Annotated in this window: 21 protein-coding genes; 7 read left to right on the forward strand and 14 right to left on the reverse strand. The window is 38.3% G+C overall.

Going from position 1 to position 25914, the window contains the following annotated elements:
- Positions 1-4 precede the first annotated feature (4 nt).
- From hflD to RMB13_RS10495, 3 genes are all read left to right on the forward strand, one after another.
- The gene (hflD, locus tag RMB13_RS10485; RefSeq protein WP_004643577.1) at positions 5-736 is read left to right on the forward strand and encodes a high frequency lysogenization protein HflD; all 732 of its coding nucleotides are present in this window, start codon (positions 5-7) and stop codon (positions 734-736) included.
- Positions 737-791: 55 nt separating this feature from the next.
- Positions 792-2180, forward strand: a complete 1389-nt coding sequence (purB, locus tag RMB13_RS10490) for an adenylosuccinate lyase (protein ID WP_311077225.1) — start codon at positions 792-794, stop codon at positions 2178-2180.
- A gap of 81 nt (positions 2181-2261) precedes the next feature.
- Complete coding sequence (locus RMB13_RS10495; protein ID WP_311085216.1) at positions 2262-2888, forward strand: DUF2238 domain-containing protein; 627 nt, start codon at positions 2262-2264, stop codon at positions 2886-2888.
- Between the two features lie 52 nt (positions 2889-2940).
- Here RMB13_RS10495 and blp2 read toward each other — a convergent pair whose 3' ends face one another.
- The 8 genes from blp2 to RMB13_RS10535 all read right to left on the reverse strand — a co-directional run bounded on the left by blp2 (position 2941) and on the right by RMB13_RS10535 (position 15030).
- On the reverse strand, positions 2941-5124 hold the full coding sequence (blp2, locus tag RMB13_RS10500) for an Ig-like repeat protein Blp2 (protein ID WP_311085217.1): 2184 nt from the start codon (positions 5122-5124) through the stop codon (positions 2941-2943).
- Between the two features lie 255 nt (positions 5125-5379).
- Positions 5380-6342, reverse strand: a complete 963-nt coding sequence (gene sohB, locus RMB13_RS10505) for a protease SohB (protein ID WP_311077227.1) — start codon at positions 6340-6342, stop codon at positions 5380-5382.
- A gap of 148 nt (positions 6343-6490) precedes the next feature.
- A complete protein-coding gene (gene pstB / locus RMB13_RS10510) occupies positions 6491-7393 on the reverse strand; it encodes a phosphate ABC transporter ATP-binding protein PstB (RefSeq protein ID WP_003650451.1) in 903 nt (300 codons plus the stop codon).
- A gap of 13 nt (positions 7394-7406) precedes the next feature.
- Complete coding sequence (gene pstA, locus RMB13_RS10515; RefSeq protein ID WP_017391895.1) at positions 7407-8804, reverse strand: phosphate ABC transporter permease PstA; 1398 nt, start codon at positions 8802-8804, stop codon at positions 7407-7409.
- Entirely contained in the window at positions 8801-10180 is a 1380-nt protein-coding gene (gene pstC / locus RMB13_RS10520) for a phosphate ABC transporter permease subunit PstC (protein ID WP_311085218.1), read from the reverse strand. Before pstC ends, pstA begins: the two co-directional genes overlap by 4 nt.
- A gap of 99 nt (positions 10181-10279) precedes the next feature.
- Positions 10280-11311 carry a substrate-binding domain-containing protein gene (locus RMB13_RS10525; RefSeq protein ID WP_056481326.1) on the reverse strand — a complete coding sequence of 344 codons (1032 nt, stop codon included), beginning with the start codon at positions 11309-11311 and terminating at the stop codon, positions 10280-10282.
- Between the two features lie 476 nt (positions 11312-11787).
- Positions 11788-13167 carry an amino acid permease gene (locus RMB13_RS10530; protein ID WP_004643586.1) on the reverse strand — a complete coding sequence of 460 codons (1380 nt, stop codon included), beginning with the start codon at positions 13165-13167 and terminating at the stop codon, positions 11788-11790.
- 141 nt (positions 13168-13308) lie between these two features.
- Entirely contained in the window at positions 13309-15030 is a 1722-nt protein-coding gene (locus RMB13_RS10535; RefSeq protein ID WP_005045955.1) for an alpha-keto acid decarboxylase family protein, read from the reverse strand.
- Between the two features lie 134 nt (positions 15031-15164).
- Here RMB13_RS10535 and RMB13_RS10540 point away from each other — a divergent pair, with 134 nt between their 5' ends.
- A complete protein-coding gene (locus tag RMB13_RS10540; RefSeq protein ID WP_017387914.1) occupies positions 15165-15650 on the forward strand; it encodes an Lrp/AsnC family transcriptional regulator in 486 nt (161 codons plus the stop codon).
- Positions 15651-15720: 70 nt separating this feature from the next.
- On the opposite strand, the gene RMB13_RS10545 is transcribed toward RMB13_RS10540, so the two are convergent.
- From RMB13_RS10545 to RMB13_RS10555, 3 genes are all read right to left on the reverse strand, one after another.
- Positions 15721-17151, reverse strand: coding sequence for an aldehyde dehydrogenase family protein (locus tag RMB13_RS10545; RefSeq protein ID WP_311085219.1), 1431 nt, complete (start codon positions 17149-17151; stop codon positions 15721-15723).
- A gap of 288 nt (positions 17152-17439) precedes the next feature.
- Positions 17440-18972, reverse strand: a complete 1533-nt coding sequence (locus RMB13_RS10550) for an aspartate aminotransferase family protein (RefSeq protein WP_311085220.1) — start codon at positions 18970-18972, stop codon at positions 17440-17442.
- A gap of 2 nt (positions 18973-18974) precedes the next feature.
- A complete protein-coding gene (locus tag RMB13_RS10555) occupies positions 18975-20348 on the reverse strand; it encodes a diaminobutyrate--2-oxoglutarate transaminase (RefSeq protein ID WP_004643593.1) in 1374 nt (457 codons plus the stop codon).
- A gap of 465 nt (positions 20349-20813) precedes the next feature.
- On the opposite strand from RMB13_RS10555, the gene RMB13_RS10560 reads away from it, so the two are divergent.
- The gene (locus tag RMB13_RS10560) at positions 20814-21515 is read left to right on the forward strand and encodes an SIMPL domain-containing protein (RefSeq protein WP_004643594.1); all 702 of its coding nucleotides are present in this window, start codon (positions 20814-20816) and stop codon (positions 21513-21515) included.
- A gap of 63 nt (positions 21516-21578) precedes the next feature.
- On the opposite strand, the gene RMB13_RS10565 is transcribed toward RMB13_RS10560, so the two are convergent.
- Positions 21579-22202 carry a TetR/AcrR family transcriptional regulator gene (locus RMB13_RS10565; protein WP_311085221.1) on the reverse strand — a complete coding sequence of 208 codons (624 nt, stop codon included), beginning with the start codon at positions 22200-22202 and terminating at the stop codon, positions 21579-21581.
- A gap of 118 nt (positions 22203-22320) precedes the next feature.
- On the opposite strand from RMB13_RS10565, the gene RMB13_RS10570 reads away from it, so the two are divergent.
- Entirely contained in the window at positions 22321-22785 is a 465-nt protein-coding gene (locus RMB13_RS10570; RefSeq protein WP_080027561.1) for a hotdog fold domain-containing protein, read from the forward strand.
- Positions 22786-22821: 36 nt separating this feature from the next.
- Here the strand turns inward: RMB13_RS10570 and RMB13_RS10575 are convergent, their stop codons facing one another.
- Together RMB13_RS10575 and RMB13_RS10580 are read right to left on the reverse strand one after the other, a co-directional pair.
- Positions 22822-23916: an acyl-CoA desaturase gene (locus tag RMB13_RS10575; RefSeq protein WP_005038996.1), complete on the reverse strand. Its 1095-nt coding sequence runs from the start codon at positions 23914-23916 to the stop codon at positions 22822-22824.
- A gap of 12 nt (positions 23917-23928) precedes the next feature.
- Positions 23929-24996 carry a ferredoxin reductase gene (locus RMB13_RS10580; RefSeq protein ID WP_311085222.1) on the reverse strand — a complete coding sequence of 356 codons (1068 nt, stop codon included), beginning with the start codon at positions 24994-24996 and terminating at the stop codon, positions 23929-23931.
- Between the two features lie 141 nt (positions 24997-25137).
- Between RMB13_RS10580 and fabR the strand changes: the two genes are divergently transcribed.
- Complete coding sequence (fabR, locus tag RMB13_RS10585) at positions 25138-25833, forward strand: HTH-type transcriptional repressor FabR (RefSeq protein ID WP_005038992.1); 696 nt, start codon at positions 25138-25140, stop codon at positions 25831-25833.
- Positions 25834-25914 lie beyond the last annotated feature (81 nt).

A 25914-nucleotide genomic window follows, 5' to 3' on the forward strand; every position in this document is an offset into this window, starting at 1 on the left:
TGGCATGGTGGAGTTACCATTTCAACAATCACAAGCCTTGAATGTTCGCCAAAACCGTGCCCTTGCCTTGGCTGGGGTATTTCAGGCCACCCAGCTCACGCACATGACAGCTTTAACGGGTCAACAGAGTATTGGTGAAAGTGGTAACTTCTATTTTGAGCTGTTAATCAAAGCGAGTTTAAATATTCGTCCTACAGTCAACAATGGTGTCCAAACATTAGATTTTTTTAATCAATTGGCAGATATTTCTTTAGGGCTTAAAACACTCGAAAATTGTATTACCCAACCCTTTACAAATATGCCTAAATCTCGCCTTCCAAAAATGGGCACTGCCAAGCTTCCCATGTCATACGCGATGTCCCTTTTACAATTAGAAAAGAAGGTCTATAGCAATCCCGAATACGTCGCAATCATTGAAAAAGCTCAGCAAAAGATTTTAAAACAGCTTTCTTTTTTTGATAACAACTATTTACACCCAAGCATTTTAGCCAATTTGGCTCAAACTTATGTTGATACTGCTGGGCAGATTAATCCCCGCATTCTCGTTCGTGGTAATGCAGAAGCATTTAAAGATACCAACCATACGAATCGCATCCGTGCTTGTCTGTTTACTGGCTTGCAAATGGCCCATTTATGGCGACAACTCGGTGGTAGTTCGTGGAACATGATTTTTAGCAAGCGTAAATTGCTACAGGATATTCAGGCACTTGCTCGTTTACAGTACCAGGTCATCTAAGACTGTAAAGAGATTATTTTTGGTTTTATGTTTATTCCAACATTAAGGAATCGTTATGAACGCTTTAACCGCACTATCACCATTAGATGGACGTTATGCCAGCAAATGTGATGCGCTACGCCCTTTTCTTTCTGAGTTTGGTTTAATTCATGCTCGTGTCACTGTAGAAGTGCGTTGGTTACAAGCGCTTTCTAACCGTCCAGAAATTGTTGAAGTTGCTCCTTTTTCAAATGAAACAAATGCAGCTTTAGATGCCATTGTTAGCAACTTTTCTGAAGAAGATGCTAACCGCATTAAAGAAATTGAACGCACAACGAACCATGATGTAAAAGCTGTTGAGTATTTCTTAAAAGAGAAAATTGCAGGTATTACTGAATTACAAAATGCGGGTGAGTTCATTCACTTTGCTTGTACATCAGAAGACATTAACAACTTGTCTCATGCACTGATGCTTAAAAACGGCCGCGAAGTTTTAGTATCAAGCATGAAGCAAATTTTAAATGCGATCTCTGCTTTAGCAACGACTCATGCTGAACAACCAATGTTGTCACGTACACACGGTCAAACTGCAAGCCCAACAACTTTGGGTAAAGAAATGGCGAACGTCGCATACCGTTTAGCTCGCCAAATCAAGCAATTTGAAAATGTTGAGCTACTAGGCAAAATCAACGGCGCTGTAGGTAACTACAATGCTCACCTTTCTGCTTATCCAGATGTTGACTGGGCTGCGCATGCTCAAGCTTTTGTGGAGTCTTTAGGTTTAGCATTCAACCCGTACACGACACAAATCGAGCCACATGACTACATGGCAGAGTTGTTTGATGCCCTACGTCGCTTCAACACGATTTTAATCGACTTTAACCGTGACGTATGGGGCTACATCTCTTTAGGTTACTTCAAACAAAGATTAAAAGATGGTGAAGTTGGTTCTTCAACTATGCCACACAAAGTTAACCCAATTGACTTTGAAAACTCTGAAGGTAACTTAGGTATTGCGAATGCCGTATTAGCTCACTTAGGCGAAAAATTACCAATTTCTCGCTGGCAGCGCGACTTAACTGACTCGACTGTACTTCGTAATATGGGTGTTGGTTTTGCGCAAAGTTTAATTGCTTTTGATGCGTGTTTAAAAGGTATTGGTAAACTTGAGCTCAATGCAGCTCGTTTACTTGAAGATCTTGACCAAGCTCAAGAAGTTTTAGCAGAGCCAATTCAAACTGTTATGCGCCGTTATAACGTTGAAAAGCCATATGAAAAGTTAAAAGCATTAACTCGTGGTCAAGCAATGACTCGCGACATGATGGTTAATTTCGTAAATGGTGAGGAACTTCTTCAAGTGCCAAGCGAAGAGCGTGCGCGTTTAGCAGAGCTTACTCCTGCAACTTACACAGGTAATGCTGCTGAACAAGCAAAACAGATCAATGACTTAATTAGCAAAATCTAATTGAAAAGTTAAAAAAAGCGAAGCTTCGGCTTCGCTTTTTTATTACACTGATATAAAGCACAATAAAGTCCTATTTATAAAATGATCGAAAAACAATTCAAACTTAAACACTATGTTGCTCTAGTCCTCATATTTATTGCCATCTTACTATCAAGCATTCACCCCCTTGAATTTGAAGCTTATTTACTTCATCAGGTAGGGACTGTTTTTATGTTAGTTCTACTATTTATTATTTTTAAAAAGATTGGTCTCGATTTTTTAAGTTTTACTCTCTACTTACTATTTTTACTGATTCACATTATCGGTGCACATTACCTATATTCATATGTTCCTTATAATGACTGGATTCAACAGGTGTTCCATTTTAATCTAGATCAATACATGGGGTGGTCCCGTAATATGTATGATCGTTTAGTACATCTTGCATATGGTGTTTTACTCTACCCTCTTATTTATCGAGTTTTTCAAGTTTGGTTGCCTACAGCACGGCCTTTTACTCTGTTTTTACTTGTTATCCAGTTCGTGATGGCATCTAGCGTTTTTTATGAACTCATTGAATGGGCGATTGCAATTGGTTTATCTCCAGAAGAAGCTGAGAATTATAATGGTCAACAAGGCGACATGTGGGATGCCCATAAAGATATGCTGTTAGCAACTATTGGGGCAATAATTTATGGAGTTGCTGCTCTTATAAAAAACCTAAAATAAATAATTCATAAATAAAAAAAAGCGCTCAATGAGCGCTTCTTTTAAAGGTTCTTCAGACTACTGGATAAGTTTGATCTAAAAGATTTTGTAAAACTGAAGAAGTTGTATTTGGTAGAAGATGATCTAGATTGGTCGTGACTTCACTAACTGTATTATTTACATCACTCTGTTCATTCACCACTGGCTTAGACTCTGTTGCAGATAAAAGTTTTGCGATCGGGTCTGAATCATTAGATGAAGAACTTTTTAACAACTCATCTAATTGCACAGATTTCTGCTGGCCACTATTCGTTTCATTCGTTGTATTCTGTACTAACTTTAATGTATTTAACCCAACACTATCAGCAACAGATACAGTTTCTGTATGAGCTGTATCAACTGCTGCATCACTTAAACTCGCAGTCTTTGGAGCGACTACATAAAAGGTAAATGGCGAACTGACTTCACTCGTAAGTCCTGCTGCATCTGTCTGAGTCAAAGTAATCGTATGCTTTCCAATGGCTAAATCTTTATCAAGACTAAACGTCCACGATCTACCACTACTTACAGTCACAATTCCAATAGCAACGCCATTATCATAAATAGTGAGCGTGGCATTTGCCTCACCTGATCCTGTAAGTTTTGGTCTTGCATCATCTGTTTCAGAACCAGCTGTAATCGCCCCTTTTAAAGCTCCCACATCATCATCCACACTATTTAAGATAGGTTTGATAGGAGGCGTAGTATCTTTAGTGCCGATAATATCAAGAACATCAGATTTATTTCCGGCACTATCAATAGCTGATACAGATGCATGTTTATTATCAGTTAAGGCTGGCGAAATAGAAATCGTAAATTTCCCATCTGCACCAGCGGTTCCACTACCAATGACCTTGCCGCTTAAATCTTTAACTTCAATTTTTGCATTAGCTTCTGCTGTGCCTGTTACTGTTGTACCATCCGCATTAATTTGAGCAATGGGTTTATCAGGTGCAATAGAGTCATAATTTGGAGAAATTTCTAAAGGTCTAGAAGTATTTCCTGCTGCATCTTCAACAACAATAGTAGCCTTCTGTGCATCTTTTAATGCAGGAGAAAGTGTAATTTGAAACTCGCCTTGAGCGTTTGCTGTACCACTTCCAATCACTTTACCATCAGCATCTTTAATTTGAACCTTTGCATTGGCTTCAGTTTTACCTTCAACTGTTGTGCCTTCTTTATTCACTTCTACTAAAGGCGCATCTGGAGCATACGTATCTTTTCCAGCAATTATTTTACTTGGCTCAGATTTATTGCCAGCTGCATCTTCTGCAATCACCTTCCCACCTGCATCATTAGTCAATGGCGGAGTAAGTTTTAAAGAAAAGATCCCATCTTTATTCGCAGTTACAGTTCCTAATACTTTATCAGCGGCATCATATACAGTAATTTTTGCATTGGCTTCAGCTTTACCTGTTACTAATGACCCATCTGCACTAAGCTGAGCTTGGGGAGCATCTGGAGCAATTGTATCTTTTGTACCTGTAATAGCAGCACCACTAGACTCTTTACCGCCCCCATTTTGAGCAGAAACATTTAATTTATTTCCATCGGTCAAAGGCTTGTCTAACTTGATAGTAAAATTACCACTTGCATCTGCAACACCAGAGGCTACCGTATTTCCAGCAGTATCTTTAATATAGATTTTTGCATTAGCTTCTGCCTTACCAGTGACAGTAACAGCATCATCTGCAAGTTTTAAATCTGTTGGTTTAGCAGTGTTTTGGACATCAACAGGTGAATCATCCTTGTCATCGTTATCAAAAGCCCAAAGATATAAACCTTCAGCAGCTAAAACTGCTAAGCCTGCTTTTAGCACGTTACCCATCGAAAAAGTTGGGGAATCATCGACCGCCATTGTTGAAGCTGATTGGCTAGTGCTTGTGTAGGCTAAATCTGTGACATGGTTTAAACCTGTATAGTCGATCACCTTACCTTGGGCATCAAATTGAGCTTCAACAAATTTCCCATGTTCAGTTGGAAGAACAAGTGAATGGTCTGTTGTATTCGTTGCTTCATTAAAGAAATTTTCTAAGACAATGGTCTCTCCATTTTTTAAATGGATGACGAGACTTCCACCCTGTTTTTCCACCGATGCTATATCTTTTTGACTTACACCAATTTGAATAATAGAAGGTTTACTTAACACTACCTTATTGAGCTGACCATCTTGCAGAACGTCCAAACCCTCTTTGGATGCCACAATTATTCTTGTCATTATTTCCTACCCTGAGTTTCAGTTATATTTTTTAAATGTTTAACTTTTTAAATGATTCATCTAAAAGCTATTTTATTGCTGTTTAAAATATCAAAATCATGTGTTTATCACAATTCAAAAAGTATATTTATCAATAATTATTTTTGACTTTTTATTAAAAAGCTAAAGATATTTAAAAAGCTGGATTTATTTATTAATTCAATAAAAAAACCAGCATATTAAGCTGGTTTTTATCAAAATGTGAATCACAAAAACTTATAGTTTTGGATCACGCATCTGCACAAGAGTTGTATTTGCTTTTGCAAGGTTTTCCATCACTTTATTCATTATAGCTGGAATCAAACTATCTGCCATTTGTGCTGCTTGTAAACCCAACTTTTCACCTAAGGTCGCTTTCCTACGAGTGTTAATCACATAGACATCATGCTGTGCTAATAAAGCTAATAGATACTCATCAGATGTTTGTAATTTATCAACAAGGTTGAGATTAAGCGCATCTTCACCATACCAATGTTCACCTGTAGCGACTTTATCAACATTAAGCTGTGGTCGATACTTTTCTACAAAGTGCTTAAATAACACATGAGTCTGTTGAAGTTCTTCTTCAAACTTTGCTTTACCTTCAGGTGTATTTTCACCAAACATCGTTACAGTACGCTTATATTGCCCTGCTGTATAAAGCTCAAAGTCAACATTATGTTCTTTTAAAAGACGATTAAAATTTGGAACTTGAGCAACAACACCAATTGAACCCACAATAGCAAATGGTGCAGTAATAATTTCATTTGCGATACATGCCATCATATAGCCGCCACTCGCTGCCACTTTGTCTACACAGATGGTCAGATGGAAACCTGCATCGCGTAAGCGCACCAATTGAGCTGCTGCTAGACCATAACCATGTACCATGCCTCCTGGACTTTCAAGGCGAACAACAACGCGGTCACGCCCTGCTTTAGCAGTTGCTAAAATGAGAGTAATTTCTTCTCGTATGTTTTCAACTGCTGAAGCTTGAATATCACCTTTAAAATCCAACACAAAGATTTTCTGATTATTTTTACGGCGGATTTTAGCTTCTTTAGCAAGTTGTTGAGCCAATTGTAAAAGTTCTAAACGGCTTGCAGTAGTTTGTGCAATTTTTTTTCTCTGTTCATTTACACGTGCATTTAAATGACTAACACGTATTTCTGCAGGGAGTTTAGGCAAATGGAATAACATAAAATTCTAAGCTCATAAGTTATCTTTTATAGCCTTAAGATGTGGTCCTTTTGATTAAAATTCAATAGCGATTTTGCAAAATAGAGTCATTTTCATTTATAAAATAAAAAAAAGAGCGCATGGCTCTTTTTCTTATATCACTTACTAATTAACCGAAGCGTCCAGTAATATAGGCTTCCGTCAACTGATGGTCAGGTTGAGTAAAGACTTTTTCAGTTGAGTTGACTTCAATCAAATCACCTAAATGGAAATAGGCAGTACGATCTGAAACACGTGCTGCTTGTTGCATAGAGTGAGTCACAATTACAATTGTATATTGATTCGACAATTCAGAAATCAATTCTTCAATTTTTGCTGTGGCAATTGGGTCAAGTGCAGAACATGGCTCATCCATTAAAATGACTTCTGGACTTACTGCAATCGTACGTGCAATACATAAACGTTGCTGCTGACCACCTGACAAACCAGTACCCGGTTGATTCAAACGATCTTTCACTTCGTCCCATAAACCCGCTTTACGCAAGCTATTTTCAACAATTTCTTCAAGATCATATTTATCACGTGCTAGACCATGAAGTTTAGGACCATAAGCCACGTTATCAAAAATAGTTTTAGGGAATGGATTTGGCTTCTGGAACACCATACCAACTTGAGCACGCAATAATACGACATCAAGGTTTGGGTCATAAATATTGTGGTTATCAAGTGTAATCTTACCTGTTACACGACAACCATCAATGGTGTCATTCATACGGTTTATCGTACGAAGAAAGGTAGATTTACCACAACCTGACGGTCCAATAAAGGCAATAACTTCGTTTTGGTAAATATCGAGGTCAATACCCTTAATCGCTTCAAAATCACCATAATAAACATGGGCATCTTGTGCACTGATTTTAATTTCGGTTGAGTTCTGCTTTTTTGAAGTATGTGGTTCAAAATGCGAAACATACGAAGTGCCATGATTTTGCGATTTATCTGTAAATTGAGATTGTTCAGTGTTCACTAACTTATCCTTTTCTAAGGAATTCGTAATATCAATAGTATTCATGATTTATCCTCTATTACCAACGCACTTCGAACTTTTTACGTAACCAAATTGCAAGACTGTTTAAACCAATCATTAATGCAAGGAGTACGATAATCGCAGCGGCAGTACGGCCTTCGAAGAAGTTACGCAACTCATTACCTTGCCATAAATAAACTTGGACAGGTAAAGCTGTTGCTTGATCAAATGGGGTTGTTGGAATACTTGCAACGAATGCACTCATTCCGATTAAAAGTAAAGGTGCTGTTTCACCAAGTGCGTGAGCAACGCCAATAATTGCGCCGGTCATAATACCTGGCAAAGCTAATGGTAAAACGTGGTGAAAAATGGTCTGAAATTTAGAAGCTCCCAAACCAAGTGCAGCTTGTCGAATAGAAGGTGGTACTGCTTTTAATGAAGCACGAGTAGTAATAATGACTGTTGGTAATGTCATCAAACTTAAAACTAAACCACCTACTAACGGAGCAGATAAAGGCAAATGCATCCAACCAATAAAAATTGCTGCACCGAGTAAACCAAACACAATTGAAGGAACCGCAGCAAGGTTATTGATGTTGACTTCAATAATGTCTGTAATAAGATTCTTTGGAGCAAATTCTTCAAGATAGATTGCGCTGGCAACGCCAATCGGAATTGCAATAATGATCACAATCAGCATCATGAATAATGAACCCATGAATGCACCTGCAAGACCACTAATTGCTGGTGAACTACGAGAGTCAGGGTTCTTAAATAAGTTCATATTAAATGTACTTTCAAGAACACCTTTTGCTTTTAGTTCATCTGCAAGTTTACGCACTTCCGGATCAAGCTGTTGCTGATCATCTGGCAATGAACGGTCAATATTACCTTTTAACCAGACATCAACATTGGCATCGCCCAAGAAATTAAGATTTTCTTTCTTACCAATGAGTGATGGGTCCGCAAAAACCATATCACGTAAACGATAAGCTTCTGAGCTCGCATAAAGACTGCTTAAGTAATCACGTTGGCCAGCAAGCGTAGGGTCTTTAGCAATCATTCCATTTACAATAATGCCGTCCCAATCCACCATACCCATTTTGGTTTGCCAGTCGATATAACGCTCTTGATAATGTGCAGGTGTTTCCCCCTGCCCACGAACAGGTACTGGACCTGCATCAATCACTTTCGGATCAAAGTAAATTGGAACATTCATACTCGTTTGCCAAAAAGCAGGTAAACCTTTTGCCAAAATACTGCTAAACAATAGCGCAACGAATGCAAGTCCAATTACGACTGCCGAGAACCCAGCATAACGAAAAGCTTTTTCTTTACGATGACGTTTAGCCAAAGATTTTTCGATGACTTGTTTACGTCGTTCACTTAATTCAGCAGCAACTTTTGGATCAAATACGTTCTGATCCATAGGAGACGATGTATTTGATGTACTCATTCGTATTGCTCACGGTATTTACGCACAATGTACAGTGCAACAATGTTTAGACATAAGGTAATCACAAAGAGTGTTAGACCTAACGCGAATGCAACCAAAGCTTGTGGGCTGGCAAAGTCAGTATCACCAGTTAACTGTTTTACGATCGTAACGGTCACTGTCGAAACAGCTTCAAATGGATTTGCATGTAAAAGTGGACTGTTCCCTGCGGCCAAAACCACAATCATGGTTTCCCCTACGGCACGAGAGACAGCTAATAAAAAGGCGCCAGTAATACCTGGTAACGCAGCGGGTAAAACGACTTGACGAATTGTTTCAGACTTAGTTGCTCCAAGTCCTAAAGAACCGTCACGTAATGCACGAGGCACTTGGGTAATAATGTCATCTGATAAAGAAGAAACAAACGGGATAATCATAATCCCCATCACGAAACCAGCAGTTAAAGCACTGGTCGCGTTAATTTCAAGACCCACATAAGCACCAGCTGTCTTGAAAAATGGTCCAATAATCATCATGGCAAAAACACCATAAACAATTGTTGGAATACCGGCTAAAACTTCAATTGTTGGTTTTGCCCATGAGCGTAACCATGGCGAAGCATATTCAGCTAAATAAATGGCAATCATTAATCCAATTGGTACGGCAACTAATAAAGCAATGCCGCTGACCATCAATGTGCCCCAAAGTAATGGCAATAAACCATAACTGCCTTCAGCATTACCTGAGGTACTAAAACCTGGGTTCCACTCTGTCCCAAAGAAGAAATCAAGTGGGCTTACAAAACGGAAGAAGTGCATTGCTTCGCCAAACATCGACATCACAATACCGATGGTTGTTAAAATCGCAACACCAGAACATAAAATCAAAGCAACATTAATGGCGCGCTCAACTTGGTTACGCGCACGATATTGTTGATTAATTTTTTTCTTTGCCCAGACTAAACCCAATAAAGCTACACAAACGACAACAGCAAATTTGGCAAAAGAGCCAATGGTTTGAAATTTTGCGAACTGTTGTGCAGCCGCTAATTCATAGGCTGCCGGTTTATCACTCACCCCAAAACCTGAAGCAATGGCTTGAACACGATCAACCAATACGCTTCTGCCGGCTTCATCAAGTGAAGCACTTATAGACGCGGGAATATTATTAAAAATAATATGATTTAAAATACTTGGTTCAACCAAGCTCCAAATGATCAAAATTAAAAAAGCAGGGATACCGCACCAAAGTCCAACCAGTGCACCATAATAACCAGGACGAGAATGTAACGTCGCCGAGTTGCTTCCCTTACCTGCTAGGCTACGGCTCTTTCTTAGCCCAAGTTGATATGCGATTGCCACAAGGGCTAACAACACACCGATAAGTAGCAGATTCATGTACTCTCCACTGTTTTCTCAATTGTCATAATTTGGAAAAACAAGTTAGACAAAAAGGCTGATGAACTTTCAAGATCACCAGCCCCTATTCAAACTAACTTACTTAACAGTTTTACCTGCTTTAAAGTCAGCCAAAACTTTTGCACGTTCAGCATCAGACATTGCGATTAAGCCATCACGCTCAGCTTTAGAACCTTTACCTGTTGCTTTTTTGCTTACGAAATATTCTACATATTGCGGTAAGCCTTTAACTGATTTTAAGTGCTCGCCTTTCACATAGAAGAACAATGGACGAGATACAGGGTATGTACCGTTCAATACAGTTTTCTCAGAAGGAACAACATTGTTTACTGTCGCTACACGTAACTTGTCACGGTTCATATCATAGAAACTTAAACCAAACACACCTACTGCACTTGGAGAAGTCTTTAAGCGAGCCAATGTTTCTGTGTAATCACCAGCAATTTCAATTACACGACCATCTTTACGGAAAGTAGAACATGCTTTCTTCTGAGCATCTTTGTCTAAGCTCTTGAAGTATTCATACGATTCGCAACCAGCTTCAACCATTTTCTCTTGGAAAACTTCACGAGTACCGTGGTTAGATGCAGGAATTACAAGTGTAATCGGTTCATTTGGAAGAGATTTATCAATCTGGTTCCAGTTTGTATATGGGTTTGGAACCAACTTACCTTTTGAAGGTAACTGTGCAGCTAAAGCAGCAAACACATGGTAAGGTTTTAATTTATAAGCAGCTTTGTTTGAGTTAGACGCGAATACAATACCGTCGTAACCAATTTTGATTTCTTGAATTTGTTTTACACCAGCTTTATTACAAGCTTCGATTTCAGTGCTTTTAATTTTACGAGAAGCGTTTGCAACGTCGATTGTGTTATCGCCAACGCCTTGACAGAATTGTTTTAAACCAGCAGAAGAACCGCCAGAACCAACTACAGGAGTTTTAAATTGAGGGAAAGTATTACCAAACTCTTCAGCTACAACGCTGGCAAATGGTAATACAGTTGAAGAACCAGCAATTTGAATCGTATCACGAGCTGCATTTGCAGTCGTTGTTACAGCTGCCCCAGTTACTGCTAACGCAATTGCGATTTGACGTGGATTTAAGCGCATTCTGTTCTCTCTCATTAATGCAATAGGTTGTACGTCACTTTTTGTTGAGTGCTTGTACGCTCTTCGATAGCTGCATTGTGAATAGAAAATATGACAATTAAGTTACAGTATGATGACGCTTTAATGATTTCGATATTGTTAATTGTCACATTATTATTTTTTACCTATTATCAAATATTTAATTCAATCCTAGTAGGTATTTTACGTTATATATTAGTCTGTATTATTACACTCGTTAAAAATATAAGATTTTTGTATTTATAAAATATAAAAAATAAAGATGTTATAAATGTTTTAAAAAACGATAATTTAGTTATCTTTAGTTTAATGATTAAAATATTTTTTGATTAAGGAAGTTTTTATTAAAATATTTCTAAAAATAATAATTTCTTTGTAACATGAAAATAATATGACAAAAGATAAAGGGTTACCTGTTTTACGTCAGGTAACCGCAATATCATTGTCAATTTAAACGATCAACTCGATTGTACTTCTGGCATCGCAACCATTTTTTTACGATATTTTAAGAAATATGTAAGGGCTAAAACAGCCAACCAGATTGGGCCTAAAATAACAGCAAGTCTCATATCTGGCGTCATTGCCATAATAATAAGAATAAAGCATACAAAGCTAATGGTTAAATAATTACTCCATGGGCTAAGAATGCTTTGGAATTTGGTTTGACGTTTTTGCAATTTCATTGCTTTAGTGAATTTCAAATGAGTCACTGAAATCATAAGCCAATTAATAACAAGTGCAGCCACAACCAGCATCATAAAGAGCTGAAAAGCTTGACCTGGAATTAGGTAATTTACGACCACACATATTGCTGTAATCGATGCAGATACTACTGCTGCTGGAACTGGAATGCCTCGACTGTTTACTTTCTTCAAGATAGCTGGGGCATTACCCTGCTCTGCTAAACCATGCAACATACGGCTATTACAATAAATACAGCTGTTATAAACCGAAATGGCAGCAATCAAGACCACAAAGTTTAAAACGTTCGCAACGCCATTACTATTTAATGATTGGAAAATCATTACAAATGGGCTACCGCCTTCTGCAACCATATTCCAAGGGTAAAGGCACAGTAAGATTCCAATCGCACCGATATAGAAAATTAAAATACGGTAAACAATCTGGTTCACTGCTTTTGGAATAGTCGTTTCAGGTTTTTTAGTTTCAGCCGCAGCAATACCAATTAATTCTAAGCCACCAAATGCAAACATAATGACGGCCAAAGCCATGACAAAACCGTGAATTCCGTGCGGGAAGAAACCACCGTGTTGCCATAAATTTGCAATACCTGCTTGCGGACCAGCAGAACCTGTAAATAAGAGATAGGTACCAAAACCAATCATGCTTAAAATTGCAACAATCTTAATGCAGGAAAATAAGAATTCGGATTCCCCAAAAAAGCGGACATTTACCAAGTTAATGCCATTAATTAAAATAAAGAAAAATAAAGCAGTCAGCCAAGTGGGAATTTCAGGCCACCAAAACTGAATGAAGGTGCCAATTGCACTGAGTTCAGCCATGCTTACCAGTACATACAACACCCAATAGTTCCAGCCAGACATAAAACCAGCCATTTTGCCCCAGTACTTGTTTGCAAAATAACTGAATGAACCGCTTACTGGCTCTTCAACAACCATTTCACCTAAATGACGCATAATTAAGAAAGCGATAATTCCGGCAATTGCATATCCCAATAAAATTGAAGGACCTGCCAGTTTAATTGTTTGAGAAAGACCTAAGAATAACCCTGTTCCGATCGCCCCTCCGAGTGCGATGAGTTGAATATGCCGATTGGATAAGCCTTGTTTTAACTCGTGCTTATTGTTTGCATCCATAACATTATCTCCAATGTTGGTGTCACTTCCTGTACACCTTTATTCAGCACCATATCCGAAGATCAGAAACCGACCTTCGGACATAAGTTTGCTTTAATATGAGTCCATTTAATTTTTGAGAAGACTTGTCCTGTCTTCTATTTAAAACGAGCTTGCATCCTTACATTTAATAGGCTGGGAACGCTCCTTTAAAATTTCGTAACCGCGATCACCGTAGTCAAAACGAGCAATCACAGAAGCAAATTTTTTCAAACTCACCGGTGCATCCATTGCTGGTAGTTTTAATTCAATAAAAGTTAATTGATCATTCTGATGAACATTGTCTAAAACACTCTTAAGCTGTCCGGCAGTTTCAACCACATAGGTGGTATGACCTTTTTTACCGTTAAATACAGCTGGAATTTCAGTATATTTCCAATTTTGTACATCGTTATAGGCAGCGTTTTCGCCCATGATTAATCGCTCAATGGTGTAACCGCCATTGTTCAGCAAGAAAATAATGGGTTTTAAACCGTGACGGATAATCGTAGAGAGCTCTTGTACCGTAAGCTGGAATGAACCATCACCAATAAATAGAATTTGACGGCGTTCAGGAGCAGCTAGCAAACTACCAAGTAAAGCCGGTAAGGTATAACCGATTGAACCCCAAAGTGGCTGAGCAATATATTTAGCTGTAGCAGGAAGTTTTAAACCAGACAAAGCTGAGTTTGATGTTCCCACCTCTCCAATAATCACATCATCTTCTTTTAAGAAACCTGCAATATAGTTCCAAAGTACATCTTGGCTTAGCTTTTGTTGTGCTGGGGCTTCAAAGGCTTTTTGAGGTTGCTTTTCAAGAACAGGTTTAGTCGCTTTACGCGGTGCAACTTTTTTATTTAACTCAACAAGTAATTGTCCAATCTCAATGCCTGGAAAATCCTGACCAAAAATATTCAGACCATAAGATTTAATTTCGATATAGTTTTTAGTCGCAATTTGATGAGTAAATACAGCTGAACCGACGTCGGTAAAACGTGCTCCAATACCAATTAAACAATCAGACTGCTCAATGATATTTTTAACATGTGGCTGGCTTGCCCCACCCACATAAGTACCGATGTAACGAGGGGAGCCTTCATCCATAATATTTTTTGCAGTATTCATACCGGCAAATGGAATTGAGCACTTTTGAGATAAATCATTAAGTAGAGAAGTTACACCAAAAACTGAAGCTTCATTATCAATAAGAAGCGCTGGGCTTTGAGCATTCGCAATAATGTCACAAAGTTTGCTCACCACAGTTTGCAATAATTCAGGTTCAACAGCTGGATAACTTAGGTCAAGCGGACGCTCAGACACTTCAATTTTAACGTGAGTAATATCTCCAGGTAATTGAATGTGTACAGGGCGGCGATCAAGAAAACACTGACGTAATACACGGTCAATTTCAAAGGCTGCATTTGCCGGAGTTAAACGTGTTTGAGCAACTGTGAACTCTTTCATACAGTTCATAATATTGTCGTAGTTACCATCAACCAACGTATGGTGAATCAAAGTACCTTTTTGCACTGCATGTAAAGGTGGAATACCAGAAATATGGATAAGAGGTACATTTTCTGCATAGGCACCAGCAATGCCATTAATCGCACTTAAGTCACCTACACCATATGTGGTTGCCAAGGCAGAAAAACCGTTAATTCGTGCATAACCATCTGCTGCATAGGCAGCATTTAATTCATTACAATTTCCAATAAATTCGAGTTCTGGATCTGCTTCAACTTGTTCTAGATATGAGAGGTTAAAATCACCAGGTACACCAAACAGATGTTGGATACCCATTTGTTTTAGACGAAGATTTAAAAAGTCACCGATTTCTATGAACATTGCTCTATATCCTTTGAGACCAATTTTTATTCCATAGAAAAATAATATTTCATCTACCTTTTAGATTTCGTGCATAATAAAAACGCATTTTAATAAAAATACATGATTTGTGTATCATAAAAGGATTTTATGCAATGGATAAGTTCGACTGGCAAATCATTCAGGCATTACAAAAGAATGGACGGCTCACCAATCAGGAAGTTGGAGATTTAATCGGTTTATCTGCTTCCCAATGTTCTAGAAGAAGACAGCTGCTTGAGCAAAAAGGCATAATTTTAGGTTACACTGCCCGCATCCAGCAACAAGCGCTAGGACTGGAAGTCACAGCGATGATTCATATTAATTTAAGAACACACGAAGCTAAATCGCAGCAGGCTTTTCAAGAATTAATTGAAGCTGAAGATAACATTCAAGATGCATTTTCAATTAGTGGCGATGCTGATTTTATTTTAAAAGTAGTTGCAGAGAATTTAGAACAGCTTTCTCAATTTGTGACTGAAAGATTGCTTTCTTATAATTTTATTGGCCACATAAAGTCTTACATTGTTCTTAAAAAAATCAAAGAACAGAATCATTTTTTGATCAAACCTAAAAGTCACGGCTACCATCACACGACTTAAGCAAGTTCGGCTTTTAATAAAATAATTTAGAATAAAAAGGCGGATCTATCATCCGCCTTAAAATTAATATTTAGACTTTACTAATATGTAGTGTTTGACCAATCGTGTTTTCAAGCAAGCCTTCCAAACCAAACTCAGCACCTAAGCCTGACATTTTCCAGCCACCAAAAGGTGCATAAGGGAGAACCTCTGCATGTGTATTGACCCAAACCGTACCGCATTGAAGCTGAGTAGCATAAACCTGAGCAGCTTTAATGTCAGAAGACCAAATTGATCCGCCTAAACCAAATTCACTATCATTGGCGCGAGCAATTGCATCGTTGATATCTGTATATTTTAAAATAGGTAACACTGGACCAAATTGCTCTTCTTGGACCACACGGCAAGATTCAGAAACTTCAGTCAAAATAGTAGGCGCAATAAAGTAGCCCTGCTCTGGTAATTGCTGTTGACCAGAAAGTGCTTTTGCACCTTGTTCAATTGCTTCTGCAATAAGAGTTTTCACCTTGTTATATTGCATTTGGTTTTGTACTGGACCAAATGTTGTAGAAGACTCCATTCCATCGCCCACAACTTGGGCATTGGCAATATCAGCTAATTTTTGGGATAAAGCATCATATTGACTTTCATGTACATATAAACGTTTTAACGCGGCGCACGTTTGGCCTGCATTTAAAAATGCAGTATTGAAAATCTTAGCTGCAATTTCATCTATATTTGCATCAGGTAATACAATGCCAGCGTCATTACCGCCAAGCTCTAATGTTAAATGTTTTAACTGTTGAGCTGCACCCGTCATGATGTGCTGTCCAGTTCTGGTTGAACCGGTAAACACAACTTTTTGTACATCTGAATGGGAAGATAATGCTTCACCAATCTCGCCAGCACCCACCACAATTGAAATAACACCAGCCGGAACTTCTTGCTGAATGATTTCACATAAACGCAAAGTCGATAGTGGTGTGTATTCAGAAGGTTTGCTAATGACAACGTTACCGGCGCGTAATGCAGGCATGATATGCCAGACCGCAATCATGAGTGGCCAGTTCCAAGGGGTAATTGAAGCCACTACACCTAATGGTTGACGATGACGTTCAATACGCTTGGCTTCACTGTCTTCGATAATTTCAACAGGTAAATCCATAGCAGCTGCATAACGAGTCCAGCCAATTGCGCCCTGCACTTCCATTTGCGCGAGTGCCAATGGCTTACCCTGTTCAAGCACAACCAGCTCTGCGAGCATTTCAGCGTGCTTCTCAATACCGTCAGCTACCTTGTTTAAAATTGATTTACGTTCATCGTGCGACACCATTTGCCATGCTTTAGATGCCTGTTTAGCCGCACTCACTGCTTGATTCACTTGCTCAACCGATACTTTTGCACAATGTGCAGCCGTTAAGCCAGTAGCAGGGTTAATAATTTCTAGTTCACCTTGTTCACCTGAACAAAGTTGACCGCCAATAATGAGTTTAAATTCATTGAGCATATTCGCTTGTTGCATTTCTTCTTCCTTGTCTTAATTGTAATTACAGCCACTTACTTTATTTTCAGTTAAAGCAGGATTATTTAAAGTAAGTACGATATAGATATATCAATGCGACCAAAAATATCGGGAACATACCAATACAATAAGAAATTTGCTCCCCATAAATCATGCATAATTATTTTTGTTTTTTAAAAATATGCATGGTTTGTGCATATATCACTCTTCTGATACACACTTTTAATAAAAATAATATGTAATAAAAAAGCCCGGCAATAAACCGGGCTTTTTTTGTTATCAACTCAATTAGTCGATTGGTGGTACATAGTTACCAGAAGCAATCGCATCTTTAATGCGGTCAGCTTCAGCCAATACTTGACCTAAAAGGTTTTTAACGTTTTCGAATGTTACAACAGGGCTTAATGTTGTCATTTTCAATGACTGTACATTACCAACTTTTGTTACACCGATATTTGCTTCACCACGAGCAAACAATTCGTCCGCTACGTTTTGGTTTAAGCTATCGATCAACTCAACTGGGTAGCCTTGTGGTACAACACGGAACAATACCGAAGCAAACTGTGGTTCAACTAAAAGCTCTAAGCCTGTCGTTGCCTTGATGTAATCTGCAACTTCACGAGTAAGTTTTACACCATGATCAATCATTGAACCATATAGGTCTTCACCAAGTGATTCGATTGTCATCCACAATTTCAATGCATCAAAACGACGAGTCGTTTGTAATGACTTAGAAACAAGGTTTGGTACACCATGTTCTTCGTCATAAGCAGAGTTCAAATATTCAGCTTCGTAGTGCATAAAGCGATAGTTCGCTTCGTCTTTTAACAAGAACGCGCCACAGCTAATGCTTTGGAAGTAATGCTTATGGAAGTCGAGGGTAATTGAGTCTGACAATTCAATACCATCAAGCATTGCACGATAGTCATTTGACAGAATTAGTGCACCGCCCCATGCCGCATCGATATGCATCCATGAACCATATTTATTGGTAATTTCACGGATTTTCTTCAATGGATCAATTGCACCAGCATCAGTTGTACCTGCTGTCGCAACGACACAAGCAACTACTTTGCCTTCTGATTGCAAATGTGCCATTGTTTTTTCAAGCGCATCTACATCCATCTGTGCATTTTCATTCACAGGAACAGTAACAACTGACTGGAAGCCCATGCCCATCATTGCCATGTTCTTTTGCACAGAGAAATGCGCATTTTCAGAACAAATGACTTTGACGTTTTTCATTGCATCAGCTGGAATACCATCACGCTGTACAGACCACGGATTACCGTTTTCGTCTTTCCAGTTTTTCGAAATGCACCAGTCACGAGCAAGCAATACACCCATTAAGTTAGATTGAGTACCGCCAGAGGTGAAAACACCCGCCTGACCAGAACCATAACCTACTTTTTGGCGTAACCAATCAATGAGCTGAACTTCCATTAATGAACCGGCTGGGCTTTGATCCCATGAGTCCATAGACTGGTTAGTTGCATTGATTAGTACTTCCGCAATCTGACTCATTACCATCGTTGGACAATGCAAATGTGCCAATGAGTGCGGATGATGTACTTTTAAGCTTTTATTTAAGAAAAGCTCAATCATACGTTGAAGTGATTCTTGTACACCCATACCTTCTTTTGAAGGCTGGAAAGAAATCGCTGAACGCAATTCTTTAATGCTACCGCCTGTGTACATCTTTTCATTTTGCAACCATGCTGAAACGGCTTTTACCGCTTCGCCCATTGCTGACTCATAGTCAGCAATGGATTGTGCATCATTGCAGAGTAACGCTTTACGATGTTCTGCAAAATCCACCATACTTATGCGCCTCGTACTGCAACCAATGCTTCTGCAATTGCTTTCTTAAAGCGAGCAACTACTTCAACACACTCTTCTTGAGTGATGATAAGCGGGCAAAGTAAACGAATTACTGTACCGTTACGGCCACCTTTTTCAAGCAATAGTTTATTGTTGAAACAAGCAGTTTGAATTGCAGCAGCTAATTGTGAATCCGCAGGAAGCGAACCAATACGGTCAGCTTGTTTACGCTCGTCAACAATCTCAACACCGATCATTAAACCGCGACCACGCACGTTACCAATACATGGGAATTCTTGAGCCAATTTTTTAAATTCAGCTTGTAGATAGTCACCGCGTTCTTGCGCATTTTGAGCAAGATTTTGTTCAGTAATCGTTTTTAATACAACAAGGCCTGTACCCATAGCAAGTTGGTTACCACGGAAAGTACCCGTGTGACCTGCAGGCTGCCAAGCATCAAATTTACGTTTAATACCTAATACTGCAAGTGGTAAACCACCACCTACTGCTTTAGACATTACAACAACATCAGGTTCAATACCTGCATGTTCAAATGCAAACATTTTGCCTGAACGTGCAAAGCCAGCTTGAACTTCGTCTAAAATCAAAACGATGTTGTGCTTTTCAGTCACTTCACGGATTTTTTGCAACCATTTTACTGGAGCTGTAACTACGCCGCCTTCACCTTGAATCGCTTCAAGAATAACAGCAGCCGGTTTTGTTACACCGCTTTCAACATCTTCGATAAAGTTTTCAAAGTAGTAAGTTAAAGCGTCAACGCCAGCTTCACCACCTAAACCAAGTGGGCAGCGGTATTCATGCGGATATGGCATGAATTGTACGCCTGGCATTAAACCGTTAACTGCATTTTTCGCACTTAAATTACCAGTCATAGCAAGTGCACCATGGGTCATACCATGATAACCGCCAGAGAAACTGATCACTGAACTACGGCCAGTGTAAGTCTTAGCAAGTTTAATTGCTGCTTCAGTTGCGTCTGCACCAGCAGGACCACAGAACTGCAAGCAATATTCTTCTTTACCACCAGGTAAATATGCTAACAATGCTTCAGTGAATGCATCTTTTAAAGGTGTGGTTAAGTCTAAAGTATGCAATGGCAAACCACTTGCCAATGTATCTTGAATACTTTGAATCACCGCAGGATGATTATGACCTAAAGCCAATGTACCTGCCCCAGCTAAACAATCAAGGTACTGTGTACCTTCAACATCAGTAACCCAGCATCCTTGTGCTTTCGCTATCGCTAACGGTAATTTACGTGGATAGCTACGAACATTTGATTCCATTTGACTTTGGCGAGTCAAATAATATTCGTTAGTAGCATTAGTGGCAGGGTTAACGGAAGTAACGCTCATATCGGATTACCATCTCTGATAGGGGTAGAAAGAAATAAGTCTGGTGACGATGGGTCCTTTGACTCGGTGCTTTATAGAACTAGTAAAGACACTTATTTTATATCTTGTAACTAGGAGCGCGATGATACCTAATTTTACAAGAAAAAAAACGTCTTTTATGTACTTTACTCATCTAATCTTATTGAAAAAATGTATCATCCCAATAGTTACGATGAATTATCATCATACTATGTGACAACCTAAAGAAAATATTCTTTTTTTATATTACTTTGATTTTTTAAGTTACATTGACACACTTTAATTTTAGGACTTTGTTTTTAAAAGAATTTATATTTACCAAAATTTAAAAAACTGATCTAAATATTACAAATACGCCACAAAATCTGCAAAAGTTATGCATAACTTATGTTTAACATTTCTTAATGAAAAAAATTAAATTTATATTAATTTTTAAAGGAAAAAATTATGCGTACTTTAGCTGTCTCAACCCTTCTTTTAGGTTCTCTCCTTAGCCCTTTAGTTTTTGCTCAGGATGATAACGCTTTGAACTATAATATTGTGAATGTGCAAGCTGAAGCTTCTCGTCAAGTTTCTAATGATGAAATGCATGCAACTTTATATATTGAAAAAAGTAATAAACAACCAGCCGAACTTTCAAATCAAATTAATCAACTCATGAATCAGGCACTTGCCGTTTCTCGTAAATATCCGCAAGTAAAAGTGGAAACAGGTGCACAAAGTACTTATCCAATTTACGATAATGACAGTAACAAGCTAAAAGAATGGCGTGGCCGCGCTGAAATTCGTCTTGAAAGTAAAGACTTTAAAGCAGCAAGCCAGTTAGTAAATGAATTACAGCAAGGCTTCCAAACTCAATCCATTAATTTTACAGTTTCAGATGAACAACGTAAAAAAGTTGAAAACGAGTTGATGATCGAAGCTTCTAAAAACTTTCAACAACGTGCTCAAATGTTGACGCAAGCATGGAATAAAAGCCAATACACGCTCGTTAATTTAAACTTAAACACTAATAACTATTTCCCACAGCCTGTAATGCGTGCCAGCATGGCTAAGTTTGCTACTGCCGAAGCGGCTCCTGCTCAAGACATGGCGGCTGGTGAATCTAAAATTACTGTAAATGCAAACGGTTCAATTCAATTTAAATAATTTCTTTTCATCAAAAAAAGCCGCATGAAAGATGCGGCTTTTTTTTATTACTGATCAAGATATTCAACTCAAATTTTGCAAAGAATCCCAAGCAGCTTTTGCCAAAATATTTTTATAAATTTTAGGGTTGGAAGGAACACGTTGTGATAACCACGCACGGCAATAATTTTCTGTAGACCCAATCACCAATGAAAGTAATAGCTCATGAGGTATAGATTTTAAAAACTCAGAATCTGCATAATTTGAAATTTCTCTAAAGATCTTTTGATTTCTTGATTTATTTTTCTGAACAAGACGTTCTTGGTCTTCACCTTGCATCACACTAAAACGAGCAGATATTAAAAATTTAGCAAATTCTGGCTGTTCACTTACCCAATCAATGTAACTATGAATAAAAGCATATAAAACCTCTTGAAGGGATTCTGTGCCCTCCAGATAGTCATCTCTTCTTGCCGCTTGGTCATCTAAAGCTGCAAAAAATAAAGTCGCAACAATCCCTTCTTTATTTTTAAAGTGATGATAAATAGCCCCTACACTACTGTCAGACTTCGCACGAATCATCTCAATGCTTGTAGTTTCAATTCCATTTTCTAAGAAACAAGACAAAGCATCTAATAAAATCTGTCTTTTTAAAGCAGCCCTTCTGCCTGGATATAAACGTTCTAATAGCTCTTGTGCAGATTGCATTGTTTGTTCCCTAACCAGTTATCGGAGATATTCTGAATGACTTGACTCGCTTTTGTAAACAGAATTATATTCTTTAACAGAACAAAATTCTGTTTTATTAATAATGGAGCTTTAAACCATGGCAACTACTTTAGAACTTTGGAACAAAGTGTCTACTTTCCCCAAAGGAAAATGGACTTTCTCACGCATGCTATGTTTAAAAGCACCTTATTTCGGCAGTATTTCACCGCTCTTTATCGATTTAAAACCTAATTATTGTGAAATAGCGATTAAGAAAAAGCGTTCTGTTCTCAACCATATTGGAACAGTTCATGCGATTGCGATGTGTAATATGGCTGAACTCGCAGGTGGCACAATGACAGAAGTTACAGTGCCTTCCACACATCGCTGGATTCCCAAAGGTATGACTGTCGAATATTTAAAAAAGGCAGAAACAGACTTAATTGCAGTTGCAACGCCTGTAGAAAAAAATTATGACTGGGATAAAGCTGGAGAATATTTAGTGAATGTGGAAGTCTTTGATTCTCAGAAAGAGAAAGTCTTCCAAGCTACGATTACCATGTGGATTTCTAAAAAGAAGTAATAAAAAAAGCCCTGAACTGATCAGGGCTTTTTTTATTTATTTTTTAAATGGTAAGGCATATTTCAAGATACGACCAACCACCTGACCAAACTGTTTGGTCAAACTAGCGTTGTTATAGTTCAGACCATATTTTTTACATACAGCTTCAACTTTTGGAGCCATTTGGCGATAACGGCGTGCCGGAACATCAGGATATAAATGATGCTCAATCTGATGGCTCAAATGTCCACTTAAGATATGTAGTGCTTCTGAACCTTTTAAGTTTGAAGAACCACGAATCTGGCGCATATACCAGTGGCCGCGGCTTTCGTCCTGTAAAACAGACTTTGGAAATACTTCTGCATCTTTTGTAAAGTGACCACAGAAAATAATCGTAAATGTCCAAATATTACGAAGACCATTCGCAACCAGATTTCCCGTAAATACAGGTAAAGCTGCTGGGCCTGCAATTAATGGGAAAAAAACGTAATCTTTGAAGAGCTGAGTACCAATCTTTTTATTCACTGGTTTTAACTCTTCTAAAAATTTTGCCATGCTCTTACGTTTATAAAGGACACGTCCAATTTCAAGATTCTGAATGGCTACGCCCCATTGGAACAACAAACAAAATGGTATGCTATAAACAGGTTGAAGCAAGAAACCTGGTTTCCAACGTTGTTCTGGGAATAAGCGAAGCAAACCATAACCAATGTCATCATCTATACCTTTAATGTTGGTATAAGTGTGATGTTTATAGTTATGAGTTTGACGCCAGTTATCAGAAGTACCAACGGTATCCCATTCGTAAGTTTGACCATTAAATTTAGGATCGTTCATCCAGTCATATTGGCCATGCATAACGTTATGACCAAGTTCCATGTTTTCCATAATTTTAGAAAAGCCTAACAGACCTGTTCCTAAAATCCATGCTGGCGGGAACCAACCTGCAAACAAGCATGCGCGCCCTAAAAAGCTACTGTAACGAATTGCAGCATAGACACGGCGGATATATTTAGCATCTTTCTCACCTAAATCATCCAATACTTCTTGTTTGATCTGATCGAGCTCTTTTGCAAATGCGTCAAGTTCTGCAGGCGTCAAATCTCGATTTTTAGGATTTTTAAAATATTCGACTTTCACTGGCATATTCATAAAAGTTCTCTCTTAAAGATCAATAACTAGATCAGATTGTGCGGAGTTCACACAAATTTTGAGTAATTGGCTTGGTTCGGTATTTTCGCTACCATTAAGTAAGTTACGTGTAGACCCTTGGGCTTTACTACAAACGCACTTATTACAAATTCCCATACGGCAACCATGTGTTGGCTTAAGGCCTTCATGTTCCAGACTCACCAAAATTGATTCGCCTTTTGGAATTGCAATGACCTTATTAGACTGGGTTAATGTGACATTTACATAACCAACTTCAGCCGTACTATCACGAGTTAGGCTAAAAGCTTCTGTTAATACAGTCGGTGCTTTTTCAAAAAGCTGTTCCACTGTCGACACAAAACCTGAAGGCCCACACGCATATACGGTGCTGTTTTCTAAATCGTCTACTAATGCTAAATGCTCTGCATTTAAACGCTCATCATTTGGTGTTTCTTGTGTATAAAAAATCTGATAACTAAAATTTGGGAATTGCTGTGCAACTTGTTCAAAATATTCAATAAAAGCGACATCAGAACGCTGTTTTACCCAATATAGAAGTTGTACTTGAACTTTATCTAACTGCTGACTCTGTTTAATTGCAGTGATTAAGCTCAACATTGGGGTAATACCACTACCCGCAGCCAGCATAATTAATTTTGGCGTTTTGATATTTTGTTGCATGTCGCCATAAGGTTGACCAAGCTCAAAAACATCGCCAATTTGGCTTTCAGTCATAAACCAGTTACTGACAATACCATCAGTCACTTTTTTAATCGTTAAACGTAAATGTTGTTCGTCAATTTGCGTCAAACTATAAGTACGTTCATAACGACGACCTGCGATTTCGACAATGACAGGATGATGCTGACCAGCAACACCCATTTTTACTAAACGGTTGCATTTTAGCGTCAGGCTCACCATGTCATGAGCCACAAATTCTTTTTTTACAATTTGAACAAGTCCATGTTTTACGGACCATAAAGGATTAACTTTTTGTAGCCAGAAGTTAGCCGTATCTCTATCAAAGATGGCTTGTGTCAATGAATTGAATAGAGAATTTCTCTTTTCGATTACGTGCATAGCTGGAGGCTCTATCGCTCTTTTTTAATTATTATACACATGTATATATATTTGTATATACACCTGTACTTTTAATTACAATTTCACAAGTTCACCTTCTTAAGGCTATAATCCTGACAGTTTATAAATATATTGAACAGCATGACCCAATCTTCACTTTCTCAGAGCCTGAATGACACATCTCGACAACAAGATGTCATTGAAATTAAAACAGCTACGCGTTCTGTAGGAAGAAAAGCGACAATTACTAAAGAAGAACTTTTTCAGGCTGCTCTGAATCTTATTGGTCCACAAAAAAGTATTGCTTCATTAAGTTTACGTGAAGTAGCACGAGAGGCCGGAATTGCGCCAAATAGTTTCTATCGCCATTTTAAAGATATTGATGAGTTAGCGATTTCTTTAATTGACCGAGCTGGTATTGTCTTACGTAAAATTATTCGCCACGCTCGCCTACGCGCATCCCTACAAGAAAGTATTATTCGTAGTTCTGTCGATATTTTTCTTCAGCAGCTCGATGCTGATGAGGGTAACTTAAGTTTATTATTACGTGAAGGCTTTACAGGCTCTGCCTCTTATAAAGCTGCAGTTGAACGTCAATTAAACTTTTTTCAACAAGAGCTACAAGAAGATTTAATTCGGCTAGAACGCTTAAATAACAATCATCTCTACCACCCTGAACTTGTTGCAAAAGCAATTACTCAACTTGTATTTCACATGGGAGCAAAAGCGATTGACCTTCCTATTGAGCAAAGGTCAGAACTTGCCGAACAGACCATGATTATGATTCGAATGATTTTAGAGGGTGCACGTCATTTGGATGAAGCAAAAATTCGTTAAAATTATCTAATGAATGGCTTGTTGATGAACAGGCCATTTTTACATCTAACTCCTCTATTTTCCAATAAAAATATAATTCAT

This window comes from Acinetobacter sp. V102_4, assembly GCF_031799005.1.
In the GTDB taxonomy this organism is placed as follows: domain Bacteria; phylum Pseudomonadota; class Gammaproteobacteria; order Pseudomonadales; family Moraxellaceae; genus Acinetobacter; species Acinetobacter calcoaceticus.